The organism is Streptomyces griseoviridis, assembly GCF_005222485.1.
Taxonomy (GTDB): domain Bacteria; phylum Actinomycetota; class Actinomycetes; order Streptomycetales; family Streptomycetaceae; genus Streptomyces; species Streptomyces hintoniae.
Genome location: NZ_CP029078.1, coordinates 8,340,310 through 8,362,290 on the forward strand (window position 1 = coordinate 8,340,310; position 21,981 = coordinate 8,362,290).

The 21,981-nt window shown below is 74.2% G+C and carries 17 protein-coding genes; 7 read left to right on the forward strand and 10 right to left on the reverse strand.

The window, feature by feature from the left end; genetic code table 11:
• Nucleotides 1-152 precede the first annotated feature (152 nt).
• Together DDJ31_RS36025 and DDJ31_RS36030 are read left to right on the forward strand one after the other, a co-directional pair.
• Entirely contained in the window at nt 153-1,304 is a 1,152-nt protein-coding gene (locus DDJ31_RS36025) for an ROK family transcriptional regulator (protein ID WP_127176226.1), read from the forward strand.
• A 119-nt stretch (nt 1,305-1,423) separates the two neighbouring features.
• Nucleotides 1,424-1,609, forward strand: a complete 186-nt coding sequence (locus DDJ31_RS36030) for a hypothetical protein (protein ID WP_127176225.1) — start codon at nt 1,424-1,426, stop codon at nt 1,607-1,609.
• 145 nt (nt 1,610-1,754) lie between these two features.
• Here the strand turns inward: DDJ31_RS36030 and DDJ31_RS36035 are convergent, their stop codons facing one another.
• Together DDJ31_RS36035 and DDJ31_RS36040 are read right to left on the reverse strand one after the other, a co-directional pair.
• Nucleotides 1,755-3,128, reverse strand: a complete 1,374-nt coding sequence (locus DDJ31_RS36035; protein ID WP_127176224.1) for a S1 family peptidase — start codon at nt 3,126-3,128, stop codon at nt 1,755-1,757.
• Nucleotides 3,129-3,244: 116 nt separating this feature from the next.
• Nucleotides 3,245-4,075 (reverse strand): SAM-dependent methyltransferase, encoded by an 831-nt coding sequence (locus DDJ31_RS36040; protein WP_127176223.1) that lies wholly within the window; start codon nt 4,073-4,075, stop codon nt 3,245-3,247.
• Nucleotides 4,076-4,259: 184 nt separating this feature from the next.
• Between DDJ31_RS36040 and DDJ31_RS36045 the strand changes: the two genes are divergently transcribed.
• Nucleotides 4,260-4,652, forward strand: coding sequence for a PPOX class F420-dependent oxidoreductase (locus DDJ31_RS36045; protein WP_127176222.1), 393 nt, complete (start codon nt 4,260-4,262; stop codon nt 4,650-4,652).
• A 49-nt stretch (nt 4,653-4,701) separates the two neighbouring features.
• Here DDJ31_RS36045 and DDJ31_RS36050 read toward each other — a convergent pair whose 3' ends face one another.
• The 3 genes from DDJ31_RS36050 to DDJ31_RS36060 form a co-directional block, all read right to left on the reverse strand.
• The gene (locus DDJ31_RS36050) at nt 4,702-7,488 is read right to left on the reverse strand and encodes an alpha/beta hydrolase family protein (protein ID WP_127176221.1); all 2,787 of its coding nucleotides are present in this window, start codon (nt 7,486-7,488) and stop codon (nt 4,702-4,704) included.
• A gap of 722 nt (nt 7,489-8,210) precedes the next feature.
• On the reverse strand, nt 8,211-8,627 hold the full coding sequence (locus tag DDJ31_RS36055; RefSeq protein ID WP_127176220.1) for a Zn-ribbon domain-containing OB-fold protein: 417 nt from the start codon (nt 8,625-8,627) through the stop codon (nt 8,211-8,213).
• A gap of 141 nt (nt 8,628-8,768) precedes the next feature.
• Nucleotides 8,769-9,521: a TetR family transcriptional regulator gene (locus DDJ31_RS36060; RefSeq protein ID WP_171481027.1), complete on the reverse strand. Its 753-nt coding sequence runs from the start codon at nt 9,519-9,521 to the stop codon at nt 8,769-8,771.
• 496 nt (nt 9,522-10,017) lie between these two features.
• Here DDJ31_RS36060 and DDJ31_RS36065 point away from each other — a divergent pair, with 496 nt between their 5' ends.
• Both DDJ31_RS36065 and DDJ31_RS36070 read left to right on the forward strand, forming a co-directional pair.
• Entirely contained in the window at nt 10,018-10,851 is an 834-nt protein-coding gene (locus tag DDJ31_RS36065) for a hypothetical protein (RefSeq protein WP_127176218.1), read from the forward strand.
• Nucleotides 10,852-10,983: 132 nt separating this feature from the next.
• Nucleotides 10,984-11,784 (forward strand): peptidoglycan-binding domain-containing protein, encoded by an 801-nt coding sequence (locus DDJ31_RS36070; RefSeq protein ID WP_240677957.1) that lies wholly within the window; start codon nt 10,984-10,986, stop codon nt 11,782-11,784.
• Nucleotides 11,785-11,792: 8 nt separating this feature from the next.
• Here the strand turns inward: DDJ31_RS36070 and DDJ31_RS36075 are convergent, their stop codons facing one another.
• From DDJ31_RS36075 to DDJ31_RS36095, 5 genes are all read right to left on the reverse strand, one after another.
• Entirely contained in the window at nt 11,793-12,167 is a 375-nt protein-coding gene (locus DDJ31_RS36075) for a hypothetical protein (RefSeq protein ID WP_171480948.1), read from the reverse strand.
• 560 nt (nt 12,168-12,727) lie between these two features.
• Nucleotides 12,728-13,648, reverse strand: coding sequence for a MurR/RpiR family transcriptional regulator (locus tag DDJ31_RS36080; RefSeq protein ID WP_164784824.1), 921 nt, complete (start codon nt 13,646-13,648; stop codon nt 12,728-12,730).
• A 99-nt stretch (nt 13,649-13,747) separates the two neighbouring features.
• Entirely contained in the window at nt 13,748-15,436 is a 1,689-nt protein-coding gene (locus DDJ31_RS36085) for a phospholipid carrier-dependent glycosyltransferase (RefSeq protein ID WP_127176216.1), read from the reverse strand.
• Between the two features lie 93 nt (nt 15,437-15,529).
• A complete protein-coding gene (locus DDJ31_RS36090) occupies nt 15,530-17,473 on the reverse strand; it encodes a phosphatase PAP2 family protein (RefSeq protein ID WP_127176215.1) in 1,944 nt (647 codons plus the stop codon).
• Between the two features lie 545 nt (nt 17,474-18,018).
• Nucleotides 18,019-18,927: an N-acetylglucosamine kinase gene (locus DDJ31_RS36095; RefSeq protein WP_127176214.1), complete on the reverse strand. Its 909-nt coding sequence runs from the start codon at nt 18,925-18,927 to the stop codon at nt 18,019-18,021.
• A 307-nt stretch (nt 18,928-19,234) separates the two neighbouring features.
• Between DDJ31_RS36095 and DDJ31_RS36100 the strand changes: the two genes are divergently transcribed.
• Both DDJ31_RS36100 and DDJ31_RS36105 read left to right on the forward strand, forming a co-directional pair.
• Nucleotides 19,235-20,368: an ROK family transcriptional regulator gene (locus tag DDJ31_RS36100; protein WP_240677956.1), complete on the forward strand. Its 1,134-nt coding sequence runs from the start codon at nt 19,235-19,237 to the stop codon at nt 20,366-20,368.
• Nucleotides 20,369-20,644: 276 nt separating this feature from the next.
• The gene (locus tag DDJ31_RS36105) at nt 20,645-21,976 is read left to right on the forward strand and encodes an ABC transporter substrate-binding protein (RefSeq protein WP_127176212.1); all 1,332 of its coding nucleotides are present in this window, start codon (nt 20,645-20,647) and stop codon (nt 21,974-21,976) included.
• Nucleotides 21,977-21,981 lie beyond the last annotated feature (5 nt).

A 21,981-nucleotide genomic window follows, 5' to 3' on the forward strand; every position in this document is an offset into this window, starting at 1 on the left:
TGTCTGCGGCGGCTCGTCCTCGGCACTTACTTTTGAGGCGAAAGAATCCAGCCGTCAAGAGGTCGGTACGGATTGTTTCCCCCGGCCTCCGTCGTCAGTAGAGTGCAGCCATTGATTCCGTCCCGAAAGAAAACAGGAGGAGTCCGCCCGTCATGACCGCAGTCTCCGCCAGCTGGCTCCCGCTCAGCCCCGGTGAACGGGCCGTGGCGATCGAGGTGCTCATCGGCGGCCCGCTCTCCCGCACCGAGCTGGCCACCCGCCTCGGCCTCTCCGCAGGCAGCCTCACCCGGCTGACCAAGCCGCTCCTCGGATCGGGCCTGCTCGTCGAGGCGGACGCCCCCGCCGGGAGCCGTCAGGGCCGCCCCTCGCAGCCGCTGGACATCGTCGCCGAGTCCCGCTCGTTCCTCGGCTTCAAGATCACCGCCGACATGGTCTACGGCGTCGTCACCACCCTCAGAAGCGACATCGTCGACCGCCACGACCGCCCGCTCACCAGCCACGACCCCGCCGAGGCCGCCGACCTGGTCGCGGAGATGACCGCCGAACTGGCCCGCGCCCACCCGCGCGCGGCCGGTATCGGCATCGGGGTCGGCGGGCTGGTCAGGGACCGGGCGGTGGTGGGGGAGTCACCGTTCCTCGGCTGGCGCGACATCCCGTTCGCCGCGCTCGTCGAGGAGCGCACCGGGCTGCCCGTCGTCGTGGAGAACGACGTGGCCGCCCTGGTCGAGGCCGAGACCTGGTTCGGCGCCGGGCGGGGCCTGGAGCGGTTCGTGGTCCTCACCATCGGCGCGGGCATCGGCTACGGGCTGGTCCTGGGCGGCAGGCGGGTGCGCACCGGGCAGGAGGACCGCGGCTTCGGACGGCACTGGATCCTCGACCCCGCGGGACCGCTCACCCCGGACGGCGAGCGCGGCAGCGCCGTCGCCCTGCTGTCGATCCCCAGCATCCGCCGCCAGGTCATGGCCGCCACCGGCCGCGACCACGGCTACGAGGAGATCCTCGCGCTCGCCGACGCGGGCGACCCGATGGCCGCCCGGGTGATCGGGGAGGCGGCCCGCGGCCTCGGCATCCTGGTCGCCAGGATCGCCGACTTCGCGATGCCGCAGAAGATCCTGCTCGCGGGCGAGGGCGTCGGACTGATGGATGTGGCGGGGAACACGGTGCGCGACACCGTCACCGGACTGCGCCATCCCCTGGCCGAGCCGGTCGACCTGGAGACCAAGGTGTCCGATTTCCACGACTGGGCACGTGGGGCCGCGGTTCTGGCCATCCAGGTGCTGGTCCTGGGCGCCGCGGACGGCTGACGGACACCCCTCGCGGGTGAACTGGGCGATGGTTGACGAGAGATGACGTGATCAGTAACACGGTCCGATTTGTCGGCTTCACTCCCGATTACTCACAGCGCCTTCACGGCCGGGACCGTATGCTTCACACCATGTCCACCACTGTTGAGCCCGGCCCCGAGCGATCGGCGGACGAGGTCAACGAGGAGATCCGGGCCCTGTGGCGCCGGTCGGGCGGGACACTGAGTGTCGAGCAGCGCGAGGAGTACCAGCGGCTCGTCCTGGAGTGGGCCTCCGCGGTCCCGCAACCGGCGGAAGCGGCCTGACCCGCGCGTCCCACAGGGCCCCGAGCCTCGAAGACCTCCCGCCTCCACCAGGGCACCCGTCGACCGGGTGCCCTTTTTTCTTCCCCCTCCCGAGTGCCCCTTCCTCTTCCCCCTCGGGTGGCCGAGGCCACCGCCGTGACGGTGCTCACCCCCAGGTCGCCGAGTAGTGCCGCTGGTACGCCTTGCGGTCCTGCTCCGAGCGGAAGTACCGGGTCGCCACCAGCGCGATCAGACTCCCGCCGATCACCAGCAGCCCGGGGCCGACGTTCCTGGGGTCCGTGAGCCGGGCCAGCGGCGACGGACCGCCCGCCGCACCCGTCGAAGGCGCCGAGGAACCCGGCGAGGCCGCGCCGGAAGCGATCGCGCTGTGCGTGGCCGTGGCGGACGGCTCGGCCGAGGGCGCCGCGCTCTGCCCCGCCGCCCCCGCCGCCACGATCATCCGGACCTTCAGCGCCGCCATCGCCGCCGTCACCGGCTGGAAGAACGTCGTACCGCCGGCCGCGCAGTCGCCGCTGCCGCCCGAGGTCACGCCGAGCGCGACGCCCTCCGAGAACATCGGGCCGCCGCTGTCGCCCGGTTCGGCGCACACGTTCGTCTCGATCAGGCCGGTCACCGTGCCCTCCGGGTAGTTCACCGTGGCGTTGAGGCCGGTGACCTGGCCGTCGTGCAGCCCGCTGGTGCTGCCGCTGCGGAACACCCGCTGCCCCACCGTCGGATCGGCGACGCCGGTGATCCGCACGCCGTTGCCGCCGCCGATCGCCACCACCTCCGCGCCCGCGCCCGCCTTGCCGCTCGCGTACCGCACCAGGGAGAAGTCGCTGCCGGGGAAGTCCTGTTGGACCGTCGTGCCCAGTTGCTGGGTGCCCTGGCTGTTGGCGAACCAGACCGATCCCTTCGGGCCGCAGTGACCGGCGGTCAGGATGAAGTCGGCCTTCCCGTCGGTCACGTTGAACCCGGCCGAGCAGCGCCCGCCGGTCGACAGGATCGGCTGCGCCCCGTTGAGCCGGGTGGTGAACGTGCCGCCCGCGCGCTCCGCCCGGACGAAACCGCCGAGGCCCTCCGCGACCCGCGTCATCCGCGACCAGTCCGCCGCCGAGACCGTGCTGTCGCCGCGCACCACCACCCGGTTGGCGCGGTAGTCCATCACCCAGGCGGTGCCGGGCACCCGGGGCGCCGCGCGCAGCGCCTTCGCGGCCTGCTCGAACTCGTTCATGCTGTGCGACACCACCTTGGCCACCGCCCCGGCCCGCCGCACCTCGGCCGCCGCCCGCTCGTCGGTCACCGCGACCACCGGACGCCCCTCGCTATCCACCCAGTTGCCGGCCGTGCGGGAGGCGCCGAGGGTGGCGACCAGCGCGCCGCCCGGGTCGGCGGCCGACGCGCCGAACGGGACGGCGGAGGTGCGCGCGGGCTCGCTCGCCATGGCCGCCTGCGTCACCATCGCCCCTCCGAGGAGAAGTCCGCCGACCGCCGCCCATCGCGTCGCCCGCCGGACCATCCGTCGTCGTGCGTGCCTCATGCCTGGCTCCCGAACCCCGACCACACGGCGTCAACACCGCCGGGTCCTCCGGTCGTTGAGGACCCTCCCTCCATACGCGCCCGGCCGACGGAGCGTTCAGCGCGCGCGGGATCCCCTCAGCCCTTGCGGCCCACCCCGCCGTACATCGCCACCTCGCGCGGCTCCTCGCCCCCGGTGCGCTCGGCCCGCCACCGCGAGCACGTCACCACCCCTGGCTCCAGCACGTCGAGGCCGTCGAAGAACCGCGCCACGCCCTCCGGGGTGCGCTGGGTCAGCTCCGGTGTCCCGCGCTCGTTCCAGAACCGCACCGCCTCGTCCACCTCCGGCAGCCGCGGCGAGGTGATGGTGTGCGACAGCACCAGATGGCTGCCCGCCGGGAGCGCGTCCATCAGCTTCCCGACGGCGCCGTACGCCTCCTCGTCCTCGTGGACGAACATGACCACCCCGAGCAGCAGCAGCGCCACAGGACGGCTGAAGTCCAGTGTGGCGGCGGCCCGTTCGAGGATGGCGTCGGTGTTGCGCAGGTCCTCGTCGAGATGGTCGGTGCGGCCGGGCGGCGCGCTCGTCAGCAGGGCGCGGGCGTGCGCCAGGACCAGCGGGTCGTTGTCCACGTAGACGACCCGGGCGTCCGGGGCGTGCCGCTGGGCGACCTCGTGGGTGTTGTCGGCCGTCGGCAGCCCGGTGCCGATGTCGAGGAACTGCCGTATCCCCGCCTCGGCGGCCAGATGGCGCACCGCGCGGCCCAGGAACAGCCGGTCGGCGCGGGCGTACTCGCCTATCTCCGGGTGGAGTTCACGGATGCGGTCGCCCGCCACCCGGTCCACCTCGTAGTAGTCCCCGCCGCCGAGCCAGTAGTTCCAGATGCGGGCCGCGTGCGGACGCAGGGTGTCGATGCGCTTGCGCAGCAGGGCGGCGGGATCGTCGATGGCCGCCGGGTTCTCCGTCACGGTGGTGCTCCTGCGGTGCCTCGGGTGGGGGGTGCGAATTGAGTCAACCGGCAATCTAGACGGCCGAATTGACATCTGCCGAGAGGGTTGCGCACTCTTCTCGTCCCTCGGACGCGACCGGTCCGCGACGGCCGTGTCGGCGCGCTGCGGTCCGAGCGCCGCGCGGATGCCTAGACTCCCCGTCATGGACGACACGAGACTCGAACGCCTGGCCGCAGGGAAGTACCTGCTCGTCACCACCTACCGGAAGAACGGCACCGCGGTCCCGACCCCGGTGTGGGTGGTGCGCGACGAGGACGCGCTCGGGGTGTGGACGGTCGCCGACTCCTGGAAGGTGAAGCGCATCAGGGCACGCCCCGACGTCCTCGTCGGCCCCTGTGACGTGCGCGGCAACCCGACCGGCGAGCAGGTTCCCGGCACCGCCGAGATCACCGACGACGCGACGGCCGGCCGCTACCGCGCGCTGATCGCCCGCAAGTACGGCGTCCTCGGCCGGCTCACCCTGCTGGGCAGCCGGCTGCGCCGGGGCCAGGCGGGGACCGTCGGCATCCGCGTCACCCTCGGCGCCCCCGCCTGACGCGGCGCGCGGCCCTCCGGTACGGAGAGCCGCGCGGTCTGTCGCCAGGTCACTCGGAGTCGAGCACCGTCCCCGTCACCTCGGGGCCGCCCTCCAGCGGCTCGCCGTACTCGTCGGCGAGCCGCAGCCGCACCTGCTCCGGGCCCTCCTTCACCTGGTCCTTCACGGTGGGGACGGTCAGCACCGTGCTGAGCCCCCCGGCGGGCACGTCCACCCACGGGGTCAGGTACTCCACCGTCGACAGCGCGCGTTCCGGGTCGGGCTCCGCACCGGAGTTGAGGGAGAGCCACTCCGCGGTGACGTCCTTCGTGGACAGCTCGGTCCCGTCGGTGACCGGCACCACCCGGAACACCGAACCCAGGTCCACGGCCGCCGCCTCCGACAGGGACACCTTCCACTTCAGCGGCTGCCCCTCGGTCACCCGGTCCGCGAGCGGCGTCACCGTCACCTCGGGCCTCGGATCGTCGTCCAGGACGGTGACCCCGCCCCGGTGCGCGCCCACGACGGCGCCCCGCACGGCCTTCACGACCACGTCGTTGCGGCTGCCGTAGGAGTAGCGCGTGTCACCCTTCACCGTCACCGGCAGGTCGATGTCCTGGGCGCCGGGACGCACCGTCACCAGCCGCTGGGTGGCGGCGCCGGTCGTCGGGTCGATGACGTACATCCGCACCTGTCCGCTGCCGTGCCCCGACACCCGCACCGGGACCCGGTAGGTCCTGACGCCCGAGTCGCCCTCCTGGACGGTCAGCCGGCCGAGGTCGACGCGGGTGAGTGACGCCTCCCGCACCGCCGGGGTGCCGGGACGCCAGCCCCACGCGTCCATCAGCCAGGCCCTGCCCTTCGTCGAGCGGGGCGTCAGGTCGAGGGCGGCGAGGTGCTTGAGGTCGAGCCCGGCCCTGGTCGCCGCGGAGAGCGGCACCCGCACCTCGCGCGCCCAGTAGGACGCGGTGCGTTCGGTGCCCGGCAGCCCGTCGACGGTGGTCCGGCCGAGCACGGCGCGCTTGCCGCGGCTGTCGGTGACGGCCACGTCGAAGCGGGTGCCGGTCGAACCGGGCGGCACGATCACCCGCAGCGTCAGGGCCTCGGCGCCGTCGAGCCGTACCGGCGCGGCGGGCCGTACGCGCGCGGGTGAGCCGGGCGCCGACCACTTCAGCGCGACCGCGCCGCGGCCGGTCTCGCTCGGGATCTCCCAGGACGCGAAGTGCGGCGAGCCGCCCTCGGTCGAGGAGCCGAGGCAGGCCTTGCGGTCGTCCGGGTCGACGGCGGAGCACAGCCGGGCGTCGGTCACCGTGACCTTGCCGTCGGGGCTGTCGGGCAGGAAGCCGCCGCCGCGCCGGGCACCGACCGCGTGGGTGAGGACCCGCGCCGGGTCGGCCGAGGGCGCCCGCTTGCCCGAGCCGTCGAGCAGCGGCCTGACCCGGTCGTCACCGGCGACGAAGAGACGCGCGGCGGCGGCGATGTAGGTGCTGCCCGCCCGGTGCTGCTGGTCGGCCGTGAGCCGGGTCGCGGTGCCGGGCGAGCACACCGCGTCCTTCTGCTCGGGGTCCTCGTAGAAGTCGTCCTCGGCCGGCGCCTCGGCCGTGCCCGGGGTCCACTCCGAGTTGAAGAAGTTGTGGTCGGCGCCCACCATGTACACCGCGCTGTGCAGGGCGGTGCCGTTGCTCACCCCGCGGGTGCCGTCGACGTAGACCTGGCCCTGGAGGTCGGACACGTCACCGTCGCACCCAGGCAGGATCGTCGCCGACGGGACGTCGGGGACCGGGTTCTGGCCGAAGATCGTGGGGCCGATCAGGACGGTGCCGCGGATGTGCCAGCGGACCGCGCCGCGGTAGCCGTCGTCGGCCGCGGCCGTCGGGTACAGGCTGTCCGTCGCGGCCCGGTTGACGCCCTCGCCACCGCGCGAGTGGCCGACGAGCAGCACCCGGCCGAGATCAGCCTTCGGAGCCTTCCGCACCACCTCGGGGGCCGACGCGGGGTGCGCCGACCACCCCGCCCACCGGGCCAGATGGTGCCTGACGAGCGCGGAGCGGGCCAGCGCGCCGCCGTCATCGGCCTGCCAGTCCTGGCCGTTGACACCGTTGGCCGAGATCGACACCGTCACATAGCCCTGCGAGGCCAGCAGGCGCTGGTCGCTCAGGTAACCCCGGTAGCTCGGGACCGGCTTGGTGCCCGGCTTGCAGGGCCAGTCGCCCGACACCTCGTCGCCCGCGTAGCAGGTGACATGCCTGCCGTGCAGGAACAGTGCCAGCGGACGCTTGCCGGGGGCGCCCTTCGGCGCGACCACCACCGCCCGCATCTCGACGGGCTCGGCGAACCCGGGCAGCCGCACCGGGTTCAGCCGGTACTCGCCGGTGCCCGTGCGGTACGTCCCTGGCTTGCCCGGGTCGACGGAGTTCGCCGGGAGCCGCGCCGGAGGCACGGCGGCAGCGGCGCCTGCCGTGCCGGTGTCCGAGGCATGGGCGCGGCCCGCAGCGTCCAACACCCGTCCCCCGGAACGGACCTGAAGGTCCGTCAACACCCCTGCCCGCTGTTGCCGCTTGAGGTCGAGACCGAAGGTCCGGCCGTCCCTGCCCGGCTCCGGAGTGCCGATCAGCCGGTCACCGGCGTAGAAGTCGACCCGCGCGTCCCCCATCGGCACCGGCGCGGTCGACCGCCAGACCAGCCGGCGGCCGGCGCCCTCCCCGGTCACCTTCCACCCCGGGGGCAGCCCGCTGTCGGTGGCCGCCCTCACCGGGCCGGCCCCGGGCGGCCCCGCCGCCTGGGCCACCCCGGGCACTCCTCCCGCCATGGCGAGGACCGCGGTCGCGGTCACCCATATTCGCCGGGCACGAATCAACGTCGTCCTCCTCGGACTCGGTGCTCAGGCACCCCACCCTGCACAGGGGCCACTCGCGCCACGGAGGACGGTCCGCAGGCCCTGTGGGTTGCCTGTGCGCCGCGAATCGGCCAGGACGACGCCGTGATCGGGCCGCCCGCGGGCTCCCGAAGGCCCCGACCACCGCGGGGAAGGGCACCCCGACGACGCCAACTCCCCTACGTGCGGCGGTCGTCGGCACCGGCCACCGCGCCCGGCTGTTCACCCGCGGCCTCGCCGCCAGACCGGGCCACCGGGTCGTCGCGCTCTGCGACCCGAACCCGACCCGGATGGCCTTCCACAACCGGCTGCTGACCGAGGCGGGCGAACCCGCCGCCACCACCTGGTCACCCGAGCGCCGGCTGGAGTCGGAGGTCGAGGAGAACCGTTGGCGGCCACCCGCCCCCGACGCCGTCCCGGGCGACACCCGGCTCACGCTGCGCCCCCTGTGGCGGCCCCCGGTCGACGTCCCCCTCGACCTCGCCCGCGAGGCGCACGGCGCGGGTGACCCGCGGCTGCTCGACGCGCTGTTCGGCACGGTCGAAGGCCGGCCCGTCGAAGGGCGACCGCCCACGGCGAGCGCCCGCGACGGCGCCCTCGCGCTGGGCGTGGGGCTCGCCGCCAACCACTGTTTCGAGACCGGACGGCCGGTCAGGGTGCGGGAGTTGGTGCCCGGCGCGTGGGAGCGGTGGGACCGGGGACCGTCAGGTCCAGGCCCTGAACGGCTCGTCGACCAACTGGAACACCGGCTCGCCGCGGACCGCGTCCTTCGTCGACGACAACCGGACCCGGCCGCCGTCGTGGATGCCGATCAGCGGGCCCATGACCCGGCCCCTGACGACGAAACCCTCGGCCATCTCGACCAGGGAGACGTTGCGCGCGGCGGGGGAGTTGCGGTGCACGACCGTGGAGTGCCGGATCGTGCCCGTGCCCTCGCTGCGCTCGGTGCGCAGGTCACTGCCCTGGCAGACCGGGCAGAGCAGCCGCTGGTACATGGCGGTGCCGCACCAGGTGCAGCGCTGGAAGAGGAGGGGGTCGTGACCGTCCGCCGCCCGGGGGTCGAGCGTCCCCGCCGCGGAGCCGCCTGCCGGTCGGGCCACGCTTCCTGAAAGGTGGTACACGCTGCTCAACTCCCTGCGCTCGGCCGGAATCCCGCGTGCCGGGACGACCGCGCACGCGCGTGCGCGGCCCTTCGCGCGGCCCCGCACGGCGTCAGCGTATGGCACTGAGTGTCACTCGTAAAGACACTCCGTTCCCTGAAATCACCAGGTTCCGGCGGCCCCCGGATCGCCGCCGAGCGCCGACTCGACCTGCTGGACCACCCGCCACAGCGGCGCCCCGCGCCGGGCGACGACCACCACGACGTCCTGCCCGCCCTCCGCCGAGGCGATGGCGGGCGCGACCGGTGAGGTGATCGGGGTCGGCGGCGCGGGAGACGCGGGCGGCTCGTGCGGTGCGGGAGGGGAGCCGAAGGCGGTCTGGACGTGCCGCAGCGCGTGGTCCACCGTCGCGTTCGCGTCCCCCTCGCCGTCCGAACGCAGCCAGCCGCGCAGCGCGTTGTTGTGCGCCGCGACCACCGCCGCCGCGATCACGTCGGCCCGCAGCGTGCCGTCGGGGCCGTCCGCGAACCGGGTGCGCAGATACCCGGCGAGGGCGCGCTCATAGCGCCACACCACCGCCAACTCGTAGGCGCGCAGCCCCGGCACCTTCTTGGTGAGGTGGTAGCGCTGCACGGAGAAGGCCGGGTTCTCGGCGTACATCCGCAGCACCGTGCGGGCCGCGTCGCACACCCGGCGCACCGGGTCGGCGTCCCGCGCGCCGGCGTCGAGGAAGGCGGTCATCTCGGCCAGGCACCGCTCGTGGTCGGGGAAGACCACGCCCTCCTTGGCGGGGAAGTAGCGGAAGAACGACCGCCGTCCGACGCCCGCGAGCGCCACGATGTCGTCGATCGTGGTCTGCTCGTAGCCGCGCTCCAGGAACAGCCGGAAGGCCGCCGCGACCAGCGCGTCCCGCATGGGGGGCTTCTCGACCGTCACGTCACCGGAGCTCATGGTGGGGAACGTAGCACCGGCGTCGGGATCATGGCACTCAGTGCAGCGGGGGGAGGGAACTGAGTGCAGGGGAGGGGAGCAGAGAAGAGGGGAGGGGTCTCCCTGCGCGGCTCGCTGGGATCGAGTGCGGAGCCGGTCCGGGACCGAGCGCGCCGCCCGGCTGGGGTCGGCCGGGATCGTGCGGGGTCGGACTGGGGCGCATGCCTGGCAGCACGGGGCTCGGTTGCCTGGCCGCACGGGGATCGGATGCCCGGCTGCACGGGGCTCGGATGCCTGGCCGCGCGGGGCTCGGATGACTGGCTGCGCCGACCCGAGTGCGGAACTGGTCCGGAACCGAGCAGGGAGCCGGTCCCGCCCCGGGCGCGGGAAGCTCCCGGCCGGGGCCCCGAAACGTCGTCCCCCATCGGAGAAGTAACCTTTCCGCACTCGTCGTCCCAGCTCAGCGTCTGGAGCCCGCCGCATGGCCGCCGCTCGTCCCCGTCTCCTCTATGTCACCGACCTGGCGTACCCGGCGCGCGGGCGCCGCTACGGCGACGAGGACGTGTTCCTCACCTCCCGGCTCCGCGAGGAAGCCGACCTGGCGCTCTGTCACCCGCGCGACGCCGCCGCGCTGCTGGACGCCTTCGACGCCGTCGTCGTCCGCAACAGCGGTCCGGTCCTCGCCCACCAGGAGGCGTACGAGGCGTTCCGGGACCGTGCCGTCCGGCACGGCACGCCCGTCTACAACCCGCTGCACGGGCGCGCGGACATGGCGGGCAAGCAGTATCTGCTTGACCTCTTCGCCGAGGGCCACCCCGTCATCCCCACCGTCGACAGCGCGGCCGACCTGCACCTGCTGCCGGAGGCGGACGCCTACGTCGTCAAGCCGAAGCTGGGCGCCGACTCGCTCGGCCTGGCGATCGTCCCGGCCGACCGGCTGCCCGACCTGGCCGACGGCCGCACGCTGGTGCAGCCGCGCATCGACTTCGCCCACGAGATCTCCTTCTACTACGTCGACCACGACTTCCAGTACGCCCTGTACGCGCCCGACCCGGAGCGGCGCTGGGAGCTGACGCCCTATCAGCCGACCGTCTCCGAGCTGGAGTTCGCGCAGGGGTTCATCGACTGGAACACCCTCGACCACGGCATCCAGCGGGTCGACGCCTGCCGTGCCCCCGACGGCGGGCTCCTCCTCGTCGAGTTGGAGGACCTGAACCCCTATCTCTCCCTCGACGCCCTGGACGAGCCGGTGCGGGACGCGTTCGTCGACGCCCTGAAGCGCTCCCTGCGCCACTTCCTCGCCACGACCGGCTGACCGGTGCCGTCGCCCCACCCCCGAGGCGACGCCCTGACACGCCGAACGCCGACCGCTGAACTTGGCGGCCGGTCGCCGCGTATCTCTCCTCGGGGCCTGCGGAGCCCCGCCGCGGGACGGAAGGGGAGTGCTGTGTCCACATCGCCCGGGTCCGGATCGCCGGACGACCGGCCGCCGTTGGAGCCCGTCCGGGTCATGCGGCTGCGGCGCACCGACGCCCTGGCCGAGCTGATCAGGGAGATGCAGGACGGCCGCGACTTCGAGTCCGTGACGCTGCCCGGCGCCCCGGCGGGCGCGGCGGCCGAGGACGACACCGAGGAACTCCCGCAGGTCCCCGGCGCGGGGCGGCGCGCCCGTTCCGGCGGCACGGAACGGGTCGGTGAGGCGTGGCCCGTCTCCGGCGGGCGCGCCGACGCCGGGCCGGGCACCGACCGGCTGGTCACCGACCGCCGGTCCGGTCAGCGGCCGTCCCGTCAGCGGCCGTCCGGTGAGCGGTGGTCCGGGGCGCGGCCGGGGCTCGGGCGGGGCCAGCGGCGGGCCGCGGCGGTGATCGCCGTCGGCGCGGCGGCCGTCATCGGGTTCGGGTGCGCGCTGCTGCTGCCCGGCCGCACCGACGCGGCGACGGCGCCGTCGCCCGGAACGTCGGCCGGCGCGGAGCCCACCCCCGTGGCCACCCCCACCGGCTCCTCGCCGGTCGACCCGGACGGCGCCGGCACGCTGCGCGAGGGCGACAGCGGTCCCGAGGTGACCGACCTCCAGCGTCGGCTGCTGAGGATTCCGAACGTCTACGAGAACGGCTCGACCGCCGGCACCTATGACGCGACGCTCACCGAGGCGGTGGCCCGTTTCCAGCTCTGGTACGGCGTGCGCGGCGACGAGAACGGCGTCTACGGCGACGACACCCGGCACTCCCTGGAGTCCCGCACTCCGTAGGGGCCGGGTCAGCGCCCGTTGTCGACCAGGGCCCCGGTGACGGCGCGGACGCTGCGCGCGATGTGCTGGAGCTGGAGCACCTCCGCCGCGTACAGCTTGATGGTGTGCTCGATGACCGACTCGGGAAGGCCCAGCGCGGGGAGGTCGGCGCGGGCGGTCTGCAAGGCGGTGCGGGCGACCCGGATCTCGTGCTGGACCTGGATCTGCGCGTGCCGGGCGAGCAGCACGGGGTGGCGGATGAGGGCCGGGTAACTGGCGTAGCGGGCCGGCACGAGTTCGCGCAGCCACTTGGCCGCCGAGCGCTCCCAGTCGTAGGAGCCGGGCGTCTTGACCTGGCACGGCCAGTCCGGGCTGATGCGCGTCGTCGTCAGTTGCATGATCATCGCTTCCGGGGGTGCGGCGTCGTGTGGGGTGGTCCGACGGGGGCGGGCGGCCCCGGCCCAGGGGATGGCCGGGGCCGCCGAGGGCGCTCGCCGAGGCGAGGCCCGACCGGAGACCTCCGGGTGCCGACGCGGGTAGGAGACGGCGGCCGGGGGTGTCCGTGCAGGGGCCCGGAGACAGGGCGGACGACGATGCCGGCGCTGCGGGGACGGTGCGGGCGCATGGGCGGATCGTCGGCTTTCTGCGGGCGGGCGCGGCGGCGTTGGGGATGGGGGTGCAGGATCACGTCCCGGAGCCGGCCGGTGCGAGATCCGTGAGCAGTATTTATATATGCCGATCGCTTTGCAAGGCGTATGAAAACATTCATACGTGCTTTGTTGGGATTGATCCGCCTTTGGCGTCCCAGGTGGGGGAGATCCACCGGGCCACCGGGTTCCACGGGTTCCGCCGGGCCACCGGGTTCCGCCGGGCCACCGGGCCACCGGGCTCTACGGGGTCTAAGGGTTCCGCCGTCCGGCCCGCGACCCGCCGCGTGATCCGCCGCGCGATCCGAACGCCAGACCTAGTCGCGCAGGAAGAACTGATGCTGGTCGGAGACCTGTTCGTACTCCTCCAAGCGGGCCTGCGTCCGCTCCGGGTCGGCGTCCGTCATCGCCTGGAGCAGCGCGGCGGCCATCACACCGGGCGCCGCGTAGGAGTCGAAGACCAGCCGGGAGCCGGTGCCCGAGGTGAAGGTGACATCGGCCTCGTCCGCCACGGGGCCGAGCGCGAGATCGGTGACGAGCGCCACCCGCAGCCCGGCGCTGCGCGCGACCCGCACGGCGGTGAGGGTCTCCTGCGCGTGCCGGGGCATCGAGAACGCCAGCAGCCAGGTCCCGCCCGCCTCCCGCGACTGGAGCAGCGCGTCGTAGGCGACGCTGCCGCTGCGCGTCACCAGCCGTACATCGGGGTGGATACGGCGTGCGGCGTACGCGAAGTACTCGGCGAGGGACGCCGAGATGCGCAGCCCGAGGACGGTCAGCGGGGTCGACGCGGACAGCTCGCGCCCCACCGCGATGAGCCGGTCCGGGTCGGCGAAGTCGCGCCGCAGGTTCTCCAGGTTCTCGATCTCCGCGTCCACGGCCGCCTGGAGTTCGTTGCCGCCGCTCTCCTCCGCGCCAGGACCGCCGGCCAGCGCGCCCAGCGCGATCGCCTGGAGCCGCTCACGCAACGCGGGGTAGCCGCTGAACCCGACCGCGCCCGCGAAACGCGTCACCGACGGCTGGCTGACCCCGACCCGTTCGGCGAGATCGGTGATCGACAGGAACGCGGCCTCGGTGAGGTGCTCGATCAGGTACTGGGCGATGCGCCGCTGCCCGGGGGACAGCTGCGGCCGGTCGAAAAGGGCCCTGAGCCGTGAGGTCGGGGACGGCTCGGCCTCCGGCGCGGTCTTGCCCGACGTGATCGCGTACGCCTGCGCCCGAGCCTGTTGCTGCGATGACACCGGTGCGCTTTCTTTGTCTCCCACAGTGCCTCAACATAGCTCACACACCGTGCCCGACAGGGTGGCTCCCGGACCTTCCGCCGGCCGCCAGGACCCCTCTCACCTGCGGTAGACGGTGATCGAGTGGCCGACGTCGTCGACCGGCCTGCTGCTGTCGAGCAGCTCCGCGAGGCGCCCGCGCGCCTTCGCCGCGGCCGAGTCCGACACCACCAGGAGACCCCGCACCTCGCGCGCCGGGACCGTGCGCGGATCGGCGGCGTCGATGCCGTAGTACGACGGGACCCCGCTGCCCTTGTAGACCAGCCAGACCCGCTCGCCCGGGTACCGCTCGCGCAGCCGGTCGGCGAGCCGGCCCAGGTCCTGCCCCCAGTCCACGTTGGAGTCGTGCAGCCGCAGCCGGGTCTCGGCGGGGCCGCCGAACGCCTCGTTGGAGTACGGCAGGTAGTAGGGGTACGTCCGCGCCGAACTCACCGCCGTGCACAGCACCAGCGCCCCGGCTGCCACCGCCGCCCACCGCGCCCGCACCACGCGCACAGAGCCCGCCGCGACGGCCAGGAACATCGGCACGAACAGCGCGTACCGGGTCCCGAAGTCCCGCGCCCCCTGCATCGCCGCCACCAGCAGCACGGCGGCGGGCACCAGCACATAGGGCGCGGCCGGCCGCAGCCGTCCGGACCGCAGCAGCACGACGGCCCCCGCCGCCCACAGCGCCAGCATGCCGAGCGGCGTCTTCACCAGCAGCGCGGCCGGCAGGTAGTACCAGAGCGACCCCGTGTACAGCCGTCCGAACAGGAACCCCTGCCACGGATGGTTCTCCAGCCCGAACTGCACCCGCATGCCGTCCCGGTACGCCTCGGGGAACGGCATCAGACCGACCAGCACCCCCTTCAGACCGCGCACGGCGGGCACCTGTCCGTCGGGCGACCACCGCAGCAGGGGGTCGACCGCCAGATACGACAGCCAGACGACGGCGACGGCGGCCACCGCCACGACGGCCGCGCCCCGCGCCGCCCGCCACAGCGCGGCCCGCCGACCGTGCGAGCCTGCGCGCCACACCGACCACCCGGCCAGCGCGAGGACCACGGGGAACGCGGGAAGCACGCTCATCTTGGTGGCCATGGCCGCCCCGAACGCGGCCCCCGCGAGCGGCAGCCACAGCCGGGGCCGCCGGTGCCGAGCCCGCCACAGCAGCCACACCGACGTCAGCGTGAAGCCGGCCGCGGGGACGTCGAGCGTGGCCAGCGAGCCGTGCGCGATCAGGTCGGGGGAGAAGGCGTAGAGGGCGAGCGCCACCGCGCCCGCCCAGCCGCCCGCGACCTCCCGGGCGAACGCGAACACCGCGAGGCCGAACAGCAGGGTCAGCGCGATCACCGGGAGCCTGGCCCAGAGCATCAGCCGCCAGGGGTCGTTGCCCGACGCGTACAGCAGACGCCGTCCGAACGCGCCCTGGTCGCCCTGGAACGACGTGTCGACCCGCGGATCGGCCACCGCGACCCCGGCCGCGATCACCAGCTTGCCCAGCGGCGGGTGCTCGGGGTTGCGGCGCAGCCGGTGTTCGCGCAGGTAGTCGGCGGCCGTGCCGACGTACACGGGCTCGTCGATGGTGGGCGTCTGCGCCCTCGCCGTCGTCACCATCGCCACCGCCATCTGCGCGAGCAGCGCGGCCACCAGGAGCGGCAGCAGCAGCCGGCGCGGGGAGCGGCGCGGTCGCGGGGCGGGCGGGTGGTCCTCGTCGTCGCGGGTCCCGGTGCCGGTGTCCAGGACCGCTCGCTGTTCGTGCGCCATCATCCGCCCCGCGGTGCCGCCTGCCGCGGGGCGGCGGGAGCGATCCTGACCCTGTGCATGGGGTCACTGTCGCACCGGCTCCCGCCGCCTGGGGCGCTACCGCCTCACGAGTCGTACCGACAGACCGTCCGCCGTGTAGACGGGTACGGCCCGCAGCCGGTCGGAGTTCACCTCGATCCGCGCGAACCGGCCGCGCAGCGCGGGCGCGGACAGCACCCGCACCACCGTGCCGGGCGCGGGCGGCCGGTCGCCGTCGAGCCGCAGCGCCAGGACGGCGTCGGCGCCGAGCACCACCCGCCGGGTCACCTCGACGGCCGGCCCGCGGCCCGCCCCCGCCGTCGTCACGTCGAGGGTGGCCGACTCCTGCGCGTACACACCCCGCACCCGCACCGGCCCGACGGTCCTCAACACGCCGCCCGCCACCAGGACATCGCCGTCGCCGAGAGCGTGCGCGCCGTCCGCGACGAGGGTCCCGGCCCGTACGGTGGTGGCGCCGGTGTACGTGTTGCGGCCGCTCAGCGTCAGCGTGCCGGTGCCCCGCTTGGTGAGACCGCCGGGGCCGTCGATGTCGTTGCGCCAGACGTCGGCCGCGCCGAAGCCACCGGCGGCTGCGTCCAGGGCGACCGTCACGTCGGACGCGAAGGAGCCGTAGCCGTCCGCCGCCGTGAACAGGTCGAGCCTGCCCCACTCCTCGAAGCCGTCCAGGAGGAGGTATCCGGAGGGCAGCGCCGTGGAGCGCAGCACCTCGCGGCGCTGGGCCGCGCTCAGGTACGGCTGCCTGGTCTCCAGGAGCACCTCGGCGCCCTTCGGCACGGTCAGCGGCCTGGCGCGGCCTTGCCGGGTCTGTACGTACGTCAGCCGGGGCCGGTTCGCGCGGGCGTTGGCCGCGCGGTCGGCGTACCGGTCGGTGCCGGGGCCCGCCGAGTGGGCGTAGGCGTCGAGGGTGTCGGCGGTGGCCCTGGTGTGCTCCTCGAAAAAGGCGAGCGCCTGGGCGCGGGCGGCGGACTTGAGCGCGGCGTTGGCCGGGTCGGCGAGGGCGGCGGCGGCCAGCGCGGTGGCCATGATCCGGCCGCTCACCACGTCGAGGGCGGAGTGCATGCCCGCCACGATCCGGGTGTGGCTCAGCTCAAGGGCGCGCGTCACCAGCTCCTGGAAGCGCTCGGGCACCGCGTACGCGTAGGCGAGCGCCGCCAGATGGAAGGCGTTGGTGTGCCCGCTGGGGAAACCGCCGTCGTCGGCGGGCGAGGTGCCGCGCTGGCGCAGCAACTGGGGCGCGACGACGACCTTCGAGGCGTAGACGGGGTAGCCGAGCGGGTCCGTCCGCCCGGTGTCGACGACCCGGCTGTTCTCGTCGAGCCGCCATGGCCGCGGGTACTGGAACGCGTACTTGGCGGGGTTGCCCGAGGCGTACGGGCCGCGCACGGTGTCGACCAGTTCGGCGACCTTGCCGAGCGCCGAGTCGTGCGCGCCCGCGCCGAGCGCGGAGCCGGCGGGCGCGCCGGCGGGCACCGCGTCGCTGACGGTGGTCGCGGGTGTCCCCTCCGGCGCCTCGGTGATCGACGTGACGGCCAGCGAACCGGCCTTGTAGAGGGCGGCCAGCGGGCCGAGCCCGGCGATCATCGCGTAGCTCTGGTGCTGGCGGTCGTAGACGAACGACTCCTTCGCCTGCGCCGGGGTGCGGGAGGTCGTGACCCGCACCGAGTAGCGCACGTTGGCCCGCAGCAGCTCGCGGTCGCGCGCGGTGCCCGTGTTCCACTCCGCGCCCGTCTTCCACGCCTCGGCCATCCCGCCGAGGACGCGGACGACCGCGTTGGTCTCGGGCGTGAGGTTGGTGAGGACGTTGCTGCGGTAGTCGTCGACGAAGGCCGCGGGCACCGGACGGGCGGCGGCCTGGGCGCCGGTGGCGGCTGGCCAGGTCACGAGGGCGGGCGCGGCCAGCACCCCGGCCGACGCGCCGAGGGAGGTGGTGAGGAACCCCCGCCGGCCGACACCGGGGCGAGCGGCCGGCGCGGCGGAACGGGACCGAGCGGATGACGACATGCGAAAACCTCTCGTGGATACGGCGCCCGGCGACGGACGACCGGGCGAGGACGCCTGAGCGAGACAGGCGGCGGTGCGTGACACGAACGGGTGACGGCACCCGATGGCACGGGGGAGTCGAGGCGGGTGCGGCTGGTGGTGCGGGAGCGGGGGCGGGGGTGACCGGTGGTGCGGGAGTGATGGTGGGTGCGGCCGGTGATGCGGGAGCGGGAGGGGCGGTGTGACCCGTGGTGCGGGAGTGGGGGACCCGTGGCGCCCGGAGCAGCCCGAGCCGCAGCCCACGCCCGAGCCCGAGCCCGAGCCGGAGCCCGCGCCACCTGACCCGCCCAGGACCGGAGCCGGCCCCGCCCGAACAGGACCTGACCACGCCACGGAGGTGTCCTGTGGTGTCCCGCGGGTCCCGCTGGTCCCGTGGCGTACCGCGCGGTCCCGTGGCGCCCCGCGACGGCCGACGCGGATCTACCCCCGGGCTCCGACCCGCCCGCGCGGCCCCGGCGGCCCCGGCGGGCGGGACAGGCCGGGCGGACGAACCCGGCCCGATCCGTTCACAGGATCGAGCGGGCCAGCGCCAGCGCGCCCTCGACCGGTGGCACCCGCAGGGGCCGCGTCCGGGCCGAAGGCACCGACCGGGCCAGGGCGTCGGTGAACGCCGTGTACAGCGGCGGCTGCGCGAGCACGGTGCTGCCCGCCACCACCACGTCGTCCACCACGACCCCGCGCGCGGCGAGCCGTTCGACCAGCGCGGCCAGCGCGCGGCCCGCGTCGGCGATGACGGTCCTGGCGAGGAGGGAGCCGGCCTCGGCGGCGGCGAACACCATCGGGGCGTGCCGTCCCCAGGCGGCGGAGACGTCCTCCGCGCTCTCGAGGGCGTCACCGAGCGCCGGAACCTCGGCGACCGAGAACGCCTCGACGAGACGGCGGGCGAGCGCGTCGGGGGCCTCGCCGCGGTCGTGGGCGGCCCACACCGCCCGCGCGGCCTCCCGGACCAGACCGGCCGCGCCGCCCTCGTCGCCGAGCACCGCGCCCCAGCCGCCGACCTGGACCCGGCCGCCGTCGGGCAGCAGGCCCACGGCGACCGAACCGGTGCCCGCCACCAGGCCGACACCCCGGTCGAGACCGGCCGCGGGGACGAGGAGTTCGGCGTCGCCCACGACCAGCGTGGGCACGTCGAGGCGCCGTCGCAGGGCGGTGCGGATTTCTTCGCACTGGCGCGGGGTCTCGCAGGCGTGACCGCCGACGGCCAGCGCGGCCGGGCGGACGCCCGCGGGCAGCGCCTCGGCGACCAGACCCGCGAGCCAGTCGGCTGCGGCCACCGGATCGTGCGGCCGCCAGCCCGCGCTCGGGCGGACCAGGTCGGCGACGGCGGCGTCCGCCGTCCCCGCGCGCAGGTGTGTCTTGGTGCCGCCCACGTCGATCCCGACCACGAGCGGACGCCCGGGTGAAGTGTCCTGCACGGATCCTCTTTCGTCGTCGCGCACAGCTGCGAACGGTGGCGAACCGTGCCTGGCGGAACGGGAGTCGGGGAAGTAGGGAAGCCCCGGGACGGGCCTCGTGCGGACCACGGCTGACGCGTACCGTGGAGTTCGTTAGGAAGTTAACTAACGAAGTACAGTGCGTCAAGAGTCGTCGCACACCTGCCCACCGGAACGACCTTCCGGGCCGCCCTGACGGGCGTCCGCGACGCGAGGGCATCCCGTCGCCGCGTCCCGCGACCACCAGGGAACGCGGCCCCTGACCCATGGGGGAACTGTGGAACACGTCGTGGCGGAGGCCCCCCGCCTCACCGAGAGCGCCAGCGCGGTCTTCGCCGTACTGGCCGCGGCGGGCAGCGCGACCCGGCCGAGGCTCGCGAGCCTCGCGGGCCTGTCCAAGCCGACCGTGTCGTCCGCGGTCGCCGAACTGGAGGGCGCCGGGCTCGCCGCCTGTTCAGGCACCGCGTCCAGCGGCACCGGACGCTCCGCCGCCGTCTACGCGCTCGGCCCGGCCGCGGGCGCCGTCCTCGCCGTCGATCTCGGCCCGCACCGCACCCTGGTGCGCGGCTGCGCCCTGGACGGCACCCTCCTCGCCGACGTCACCGGCACCCGCGACCTGGCCGCCGACGCCGTCCGGGAGGCCCTCGCCGCGCTGCCACCCGGCACCCCGCTGCGCAGCATCGTGGTGGCCGTCGGCGACGTCACCGCCCCCGACCTGGCCGGTACCGGCATGCGCCCGGCGACCGCGAAGGGCGGACCCGTCTTCGACGCGGTGTCCGTCGTGCTGCCGCCCGGCGTCCCCGTGCACCTGGAGAACAACGTCAACTGCGCGGCCCTCGCCGAACTCCACGAGGGCGCCGCCCAGGGCAGGCGCAGCTTCGGCTATCTGCGCATCGGCGTCGGCATCGGTCTCGGCATCGTCATCGACGGCCGGGTGCTGCGCGGCGCGAACGGCGCAGCGGGCGAGCTGGCCAGACTGCCCTACCCGTGGGACGAGGGCCGCAGACCCCGCCAGGAGGCGCTGGAGGAGTACGTCGGCGCGCACTCCCTGCTGCGCCGCGCCCGGCAGGCGTGGCCGCAGAGCGACGGCCCGCGGCCGGGCAGCGTGGAGCGCCTCTTCGCGCTGGCCGCCGAGGGCAGGCGGGCGGCCCGCGCGGCCGTCGAGGGGCACGCCGCCGACGTCGGCCGGCTGGCCGCGGCCGTCACCGCCGTACTGGACCCGGGGCTGCTGGTGCTGGGCGGCAGCACCGGCGCCGACCCGCAGCTGCTGCCCGGGGTGCGGGCCGAGCTGGACCGGCTGAGCTGGCCCACCGAGGTGGTCAGCAGCCAGGTCGGGGACAGCGGCACGGTGGTCGGCGCGGCCAGGCTCGCCGTGGCCAGGGGAGTCCAAAACGTGACCGAAGGCGCGCAGGCGAAGGATTGACGCCCTCGGACTCGGTCTGCCAATGTCCGGACAAGCGCTTTCTAAGTCGGCCGGGACGCCGACTCGGAGTGAGCGTCCCGCCGGTACGCGACAGCCGTACGGCGACCCCGCGAGGGCGTGCTCGCGAGGCAGCGGCCGACGAAGGCCGGGGACCCCACCCGACAGGGCGACACGGTCCGGGCGAGGCCGTTCCCCCGGAGAGCCACATCGAGCAGACCGCACCCGAGCCGCATTCCGACCGGCCGGGACCCGTCACGCACATTCAGGGAGGACCCGGTGGGTCACCACATCTCGCGCAGAACCCTCTTCCGCACCGCGAGCGGTCTCGCCGTCGCCGGCGCGCTCGGCAGCGCGCTCACGGCCTGCGGCGGAGGCACCGGCGCCGGCTCCACCAACGACAAGCTCACGATGACCTGGTGGGGCAGCGACGAACGGCACGCCGCCTACAAGAAGGTGCTCGCCGCCTTCCAGAAGAAGAACTCCTCGATCGAGATCGAGGAGCGCTACTCCGGATACGACGGCTACTTCGACAAGTTCAACACCAACGTCGCCGGCGGCAGCGCCCCCGACCTGCTCCAGATGGACACCGCGCTGGTCGCCCAGTACGCCCGCAAGGGCGTCCTCGCGCCGCTCGACTCCTACGTCGGCAAGAGCCTCGACCTCACCGGGTTCTCCAAGACGCTGCTGGCCGCCGGCACCGTCGACGGCAAGCTGTACGGCGTCCCGTCCGGCATCGGCGTCAACCAGCTCACCATCAACCGCAGCGGCCTGGAGAAGCTCGGGGTGGCGTACCCCGACCCCGAGTGGACCTGGGCCGACCTGAAGAAGGTGTCCGTCGAGATCCACAAGAAGAGCGGCGGGAAGCTCTACGGCACCGACGACGTCGGCGGCGGCACCCTCCAGGCCTTCGAGATCTTCGCCAGGGAGAAGGGCCAGCAACTCTTCAGCACCGACGGCAAGAAGCTCGGCTTCACCTCGGACACCCTCCAGGAGTGGTGGGAGTACTGGGCCGACATGCGCAAGGCGGGCGCCTGCCCGCCGCCGGCCATCACCTCCGCCGCGCACAACGACCTCACCAAGAACGCGATCGTCATCGGCAAGGCCCTGTTCACCTTCGACACCGGCGTCTACGGCGCCGGCGGCTCGATCACCGACGCCACCCTCGACTTCCTGCCCACCCCGCGGGGCGACTGGTCGGGCGCCCGCGAGGGCAACTACGTCAACGGCGGCGTCCTGCTCAGCGCCACCAAGGCGAGCAAGCGCGTCGCCGACTCGGTGAAGATCGTCTCCTTCCTCGCCCAGGACCCGACGGCGATCAAGGACATGCAGCTGCTGCGCGGCATCCCGCCGACGGAGAAGGCCCGCGACCTCATCAAGGCCGGTCTGAACGACACCGACAAGCGCAACCTGGCGATGGCCGACTACATCTCCAACCGCGTCGCCAAGGCCACCGACGTGCTGGAGGCGCCGCAGCCGCCGCCGCAGGGCGCCGACCAGATCTGGGACCTGCTGTTCCAGTCCAACCTGTCGATCGCCTTCGGCAAGACGACGGTCAAGTCGCAGCTCGGAAAGTTCTTCGACCAGGCTGCGGGCATCCTGAGCGCCTAGCCGGC

Coding starts and splice junctions, on each gene's coding strand:
- DDJ31_RS36025 (WP_127176226.1), top strand. CDS start 153: ATGACCGCAGTCTCCGCCAGCTGGCTCCCGCTCAGCCCCGGTGAACGG.
- DDJ31_RS36030 (WP_127176225.1), top strand. CDS start 1,424: ATGCTTCACACCATGTCCACCACTGTTGAGCCCGGCCCCGAGCGATCG.
- DDJ31_RS36035 (WP_127176224.1), bottom strand. CDS start 3,128: ATGAGGCACGCACGACGACGGATGGTCCGGCGGGCGACGCGATGGGCG.
- DDJ31_RS36045 (WP_127176222.1), top strand. CDS start 4,260: ATGGACGACACGAGACTCGAACGCCTGGCCGCAGGGAAGTACCTGCTC.
- DDJ31_RS36060 (WP_171481027.1), bottom strand. CDS start 9,521: ATGCGGGACGCGCTGGTCGCGGCGGCCTTCCGGCTGTTCCTGGAGCGC.
- DDJ31_RS36065 (WP_127176218.1), top strand. CDS start 10,018: ATGGCCGCCGCTCGTCCCCGTCTCCTCTATGTCACCGACCTGGCGTAC.
- DDJ31_RS36075 (WP_171480948.1), bottom strand. CDS start 12,167: ATGATCATGCAACTGACGACGACGCGCATCAGCCCGGACTGGCCGTGC.
- DDJ31_RS36085 (WP_127176216.1), bottom strand. CDS start 15,436: ATGATGGCGCACGAACAGCGAGCGGTCCTGGACACCGGCACCGGGACC.
- DDJ31_RS36090 (WP_127176215.1), bottom strand. CDS start 17,473: ATGTCGTCATCCGCTCGGTCCCGTTCCGCCGCGCCGGCCGCTCGCCCC.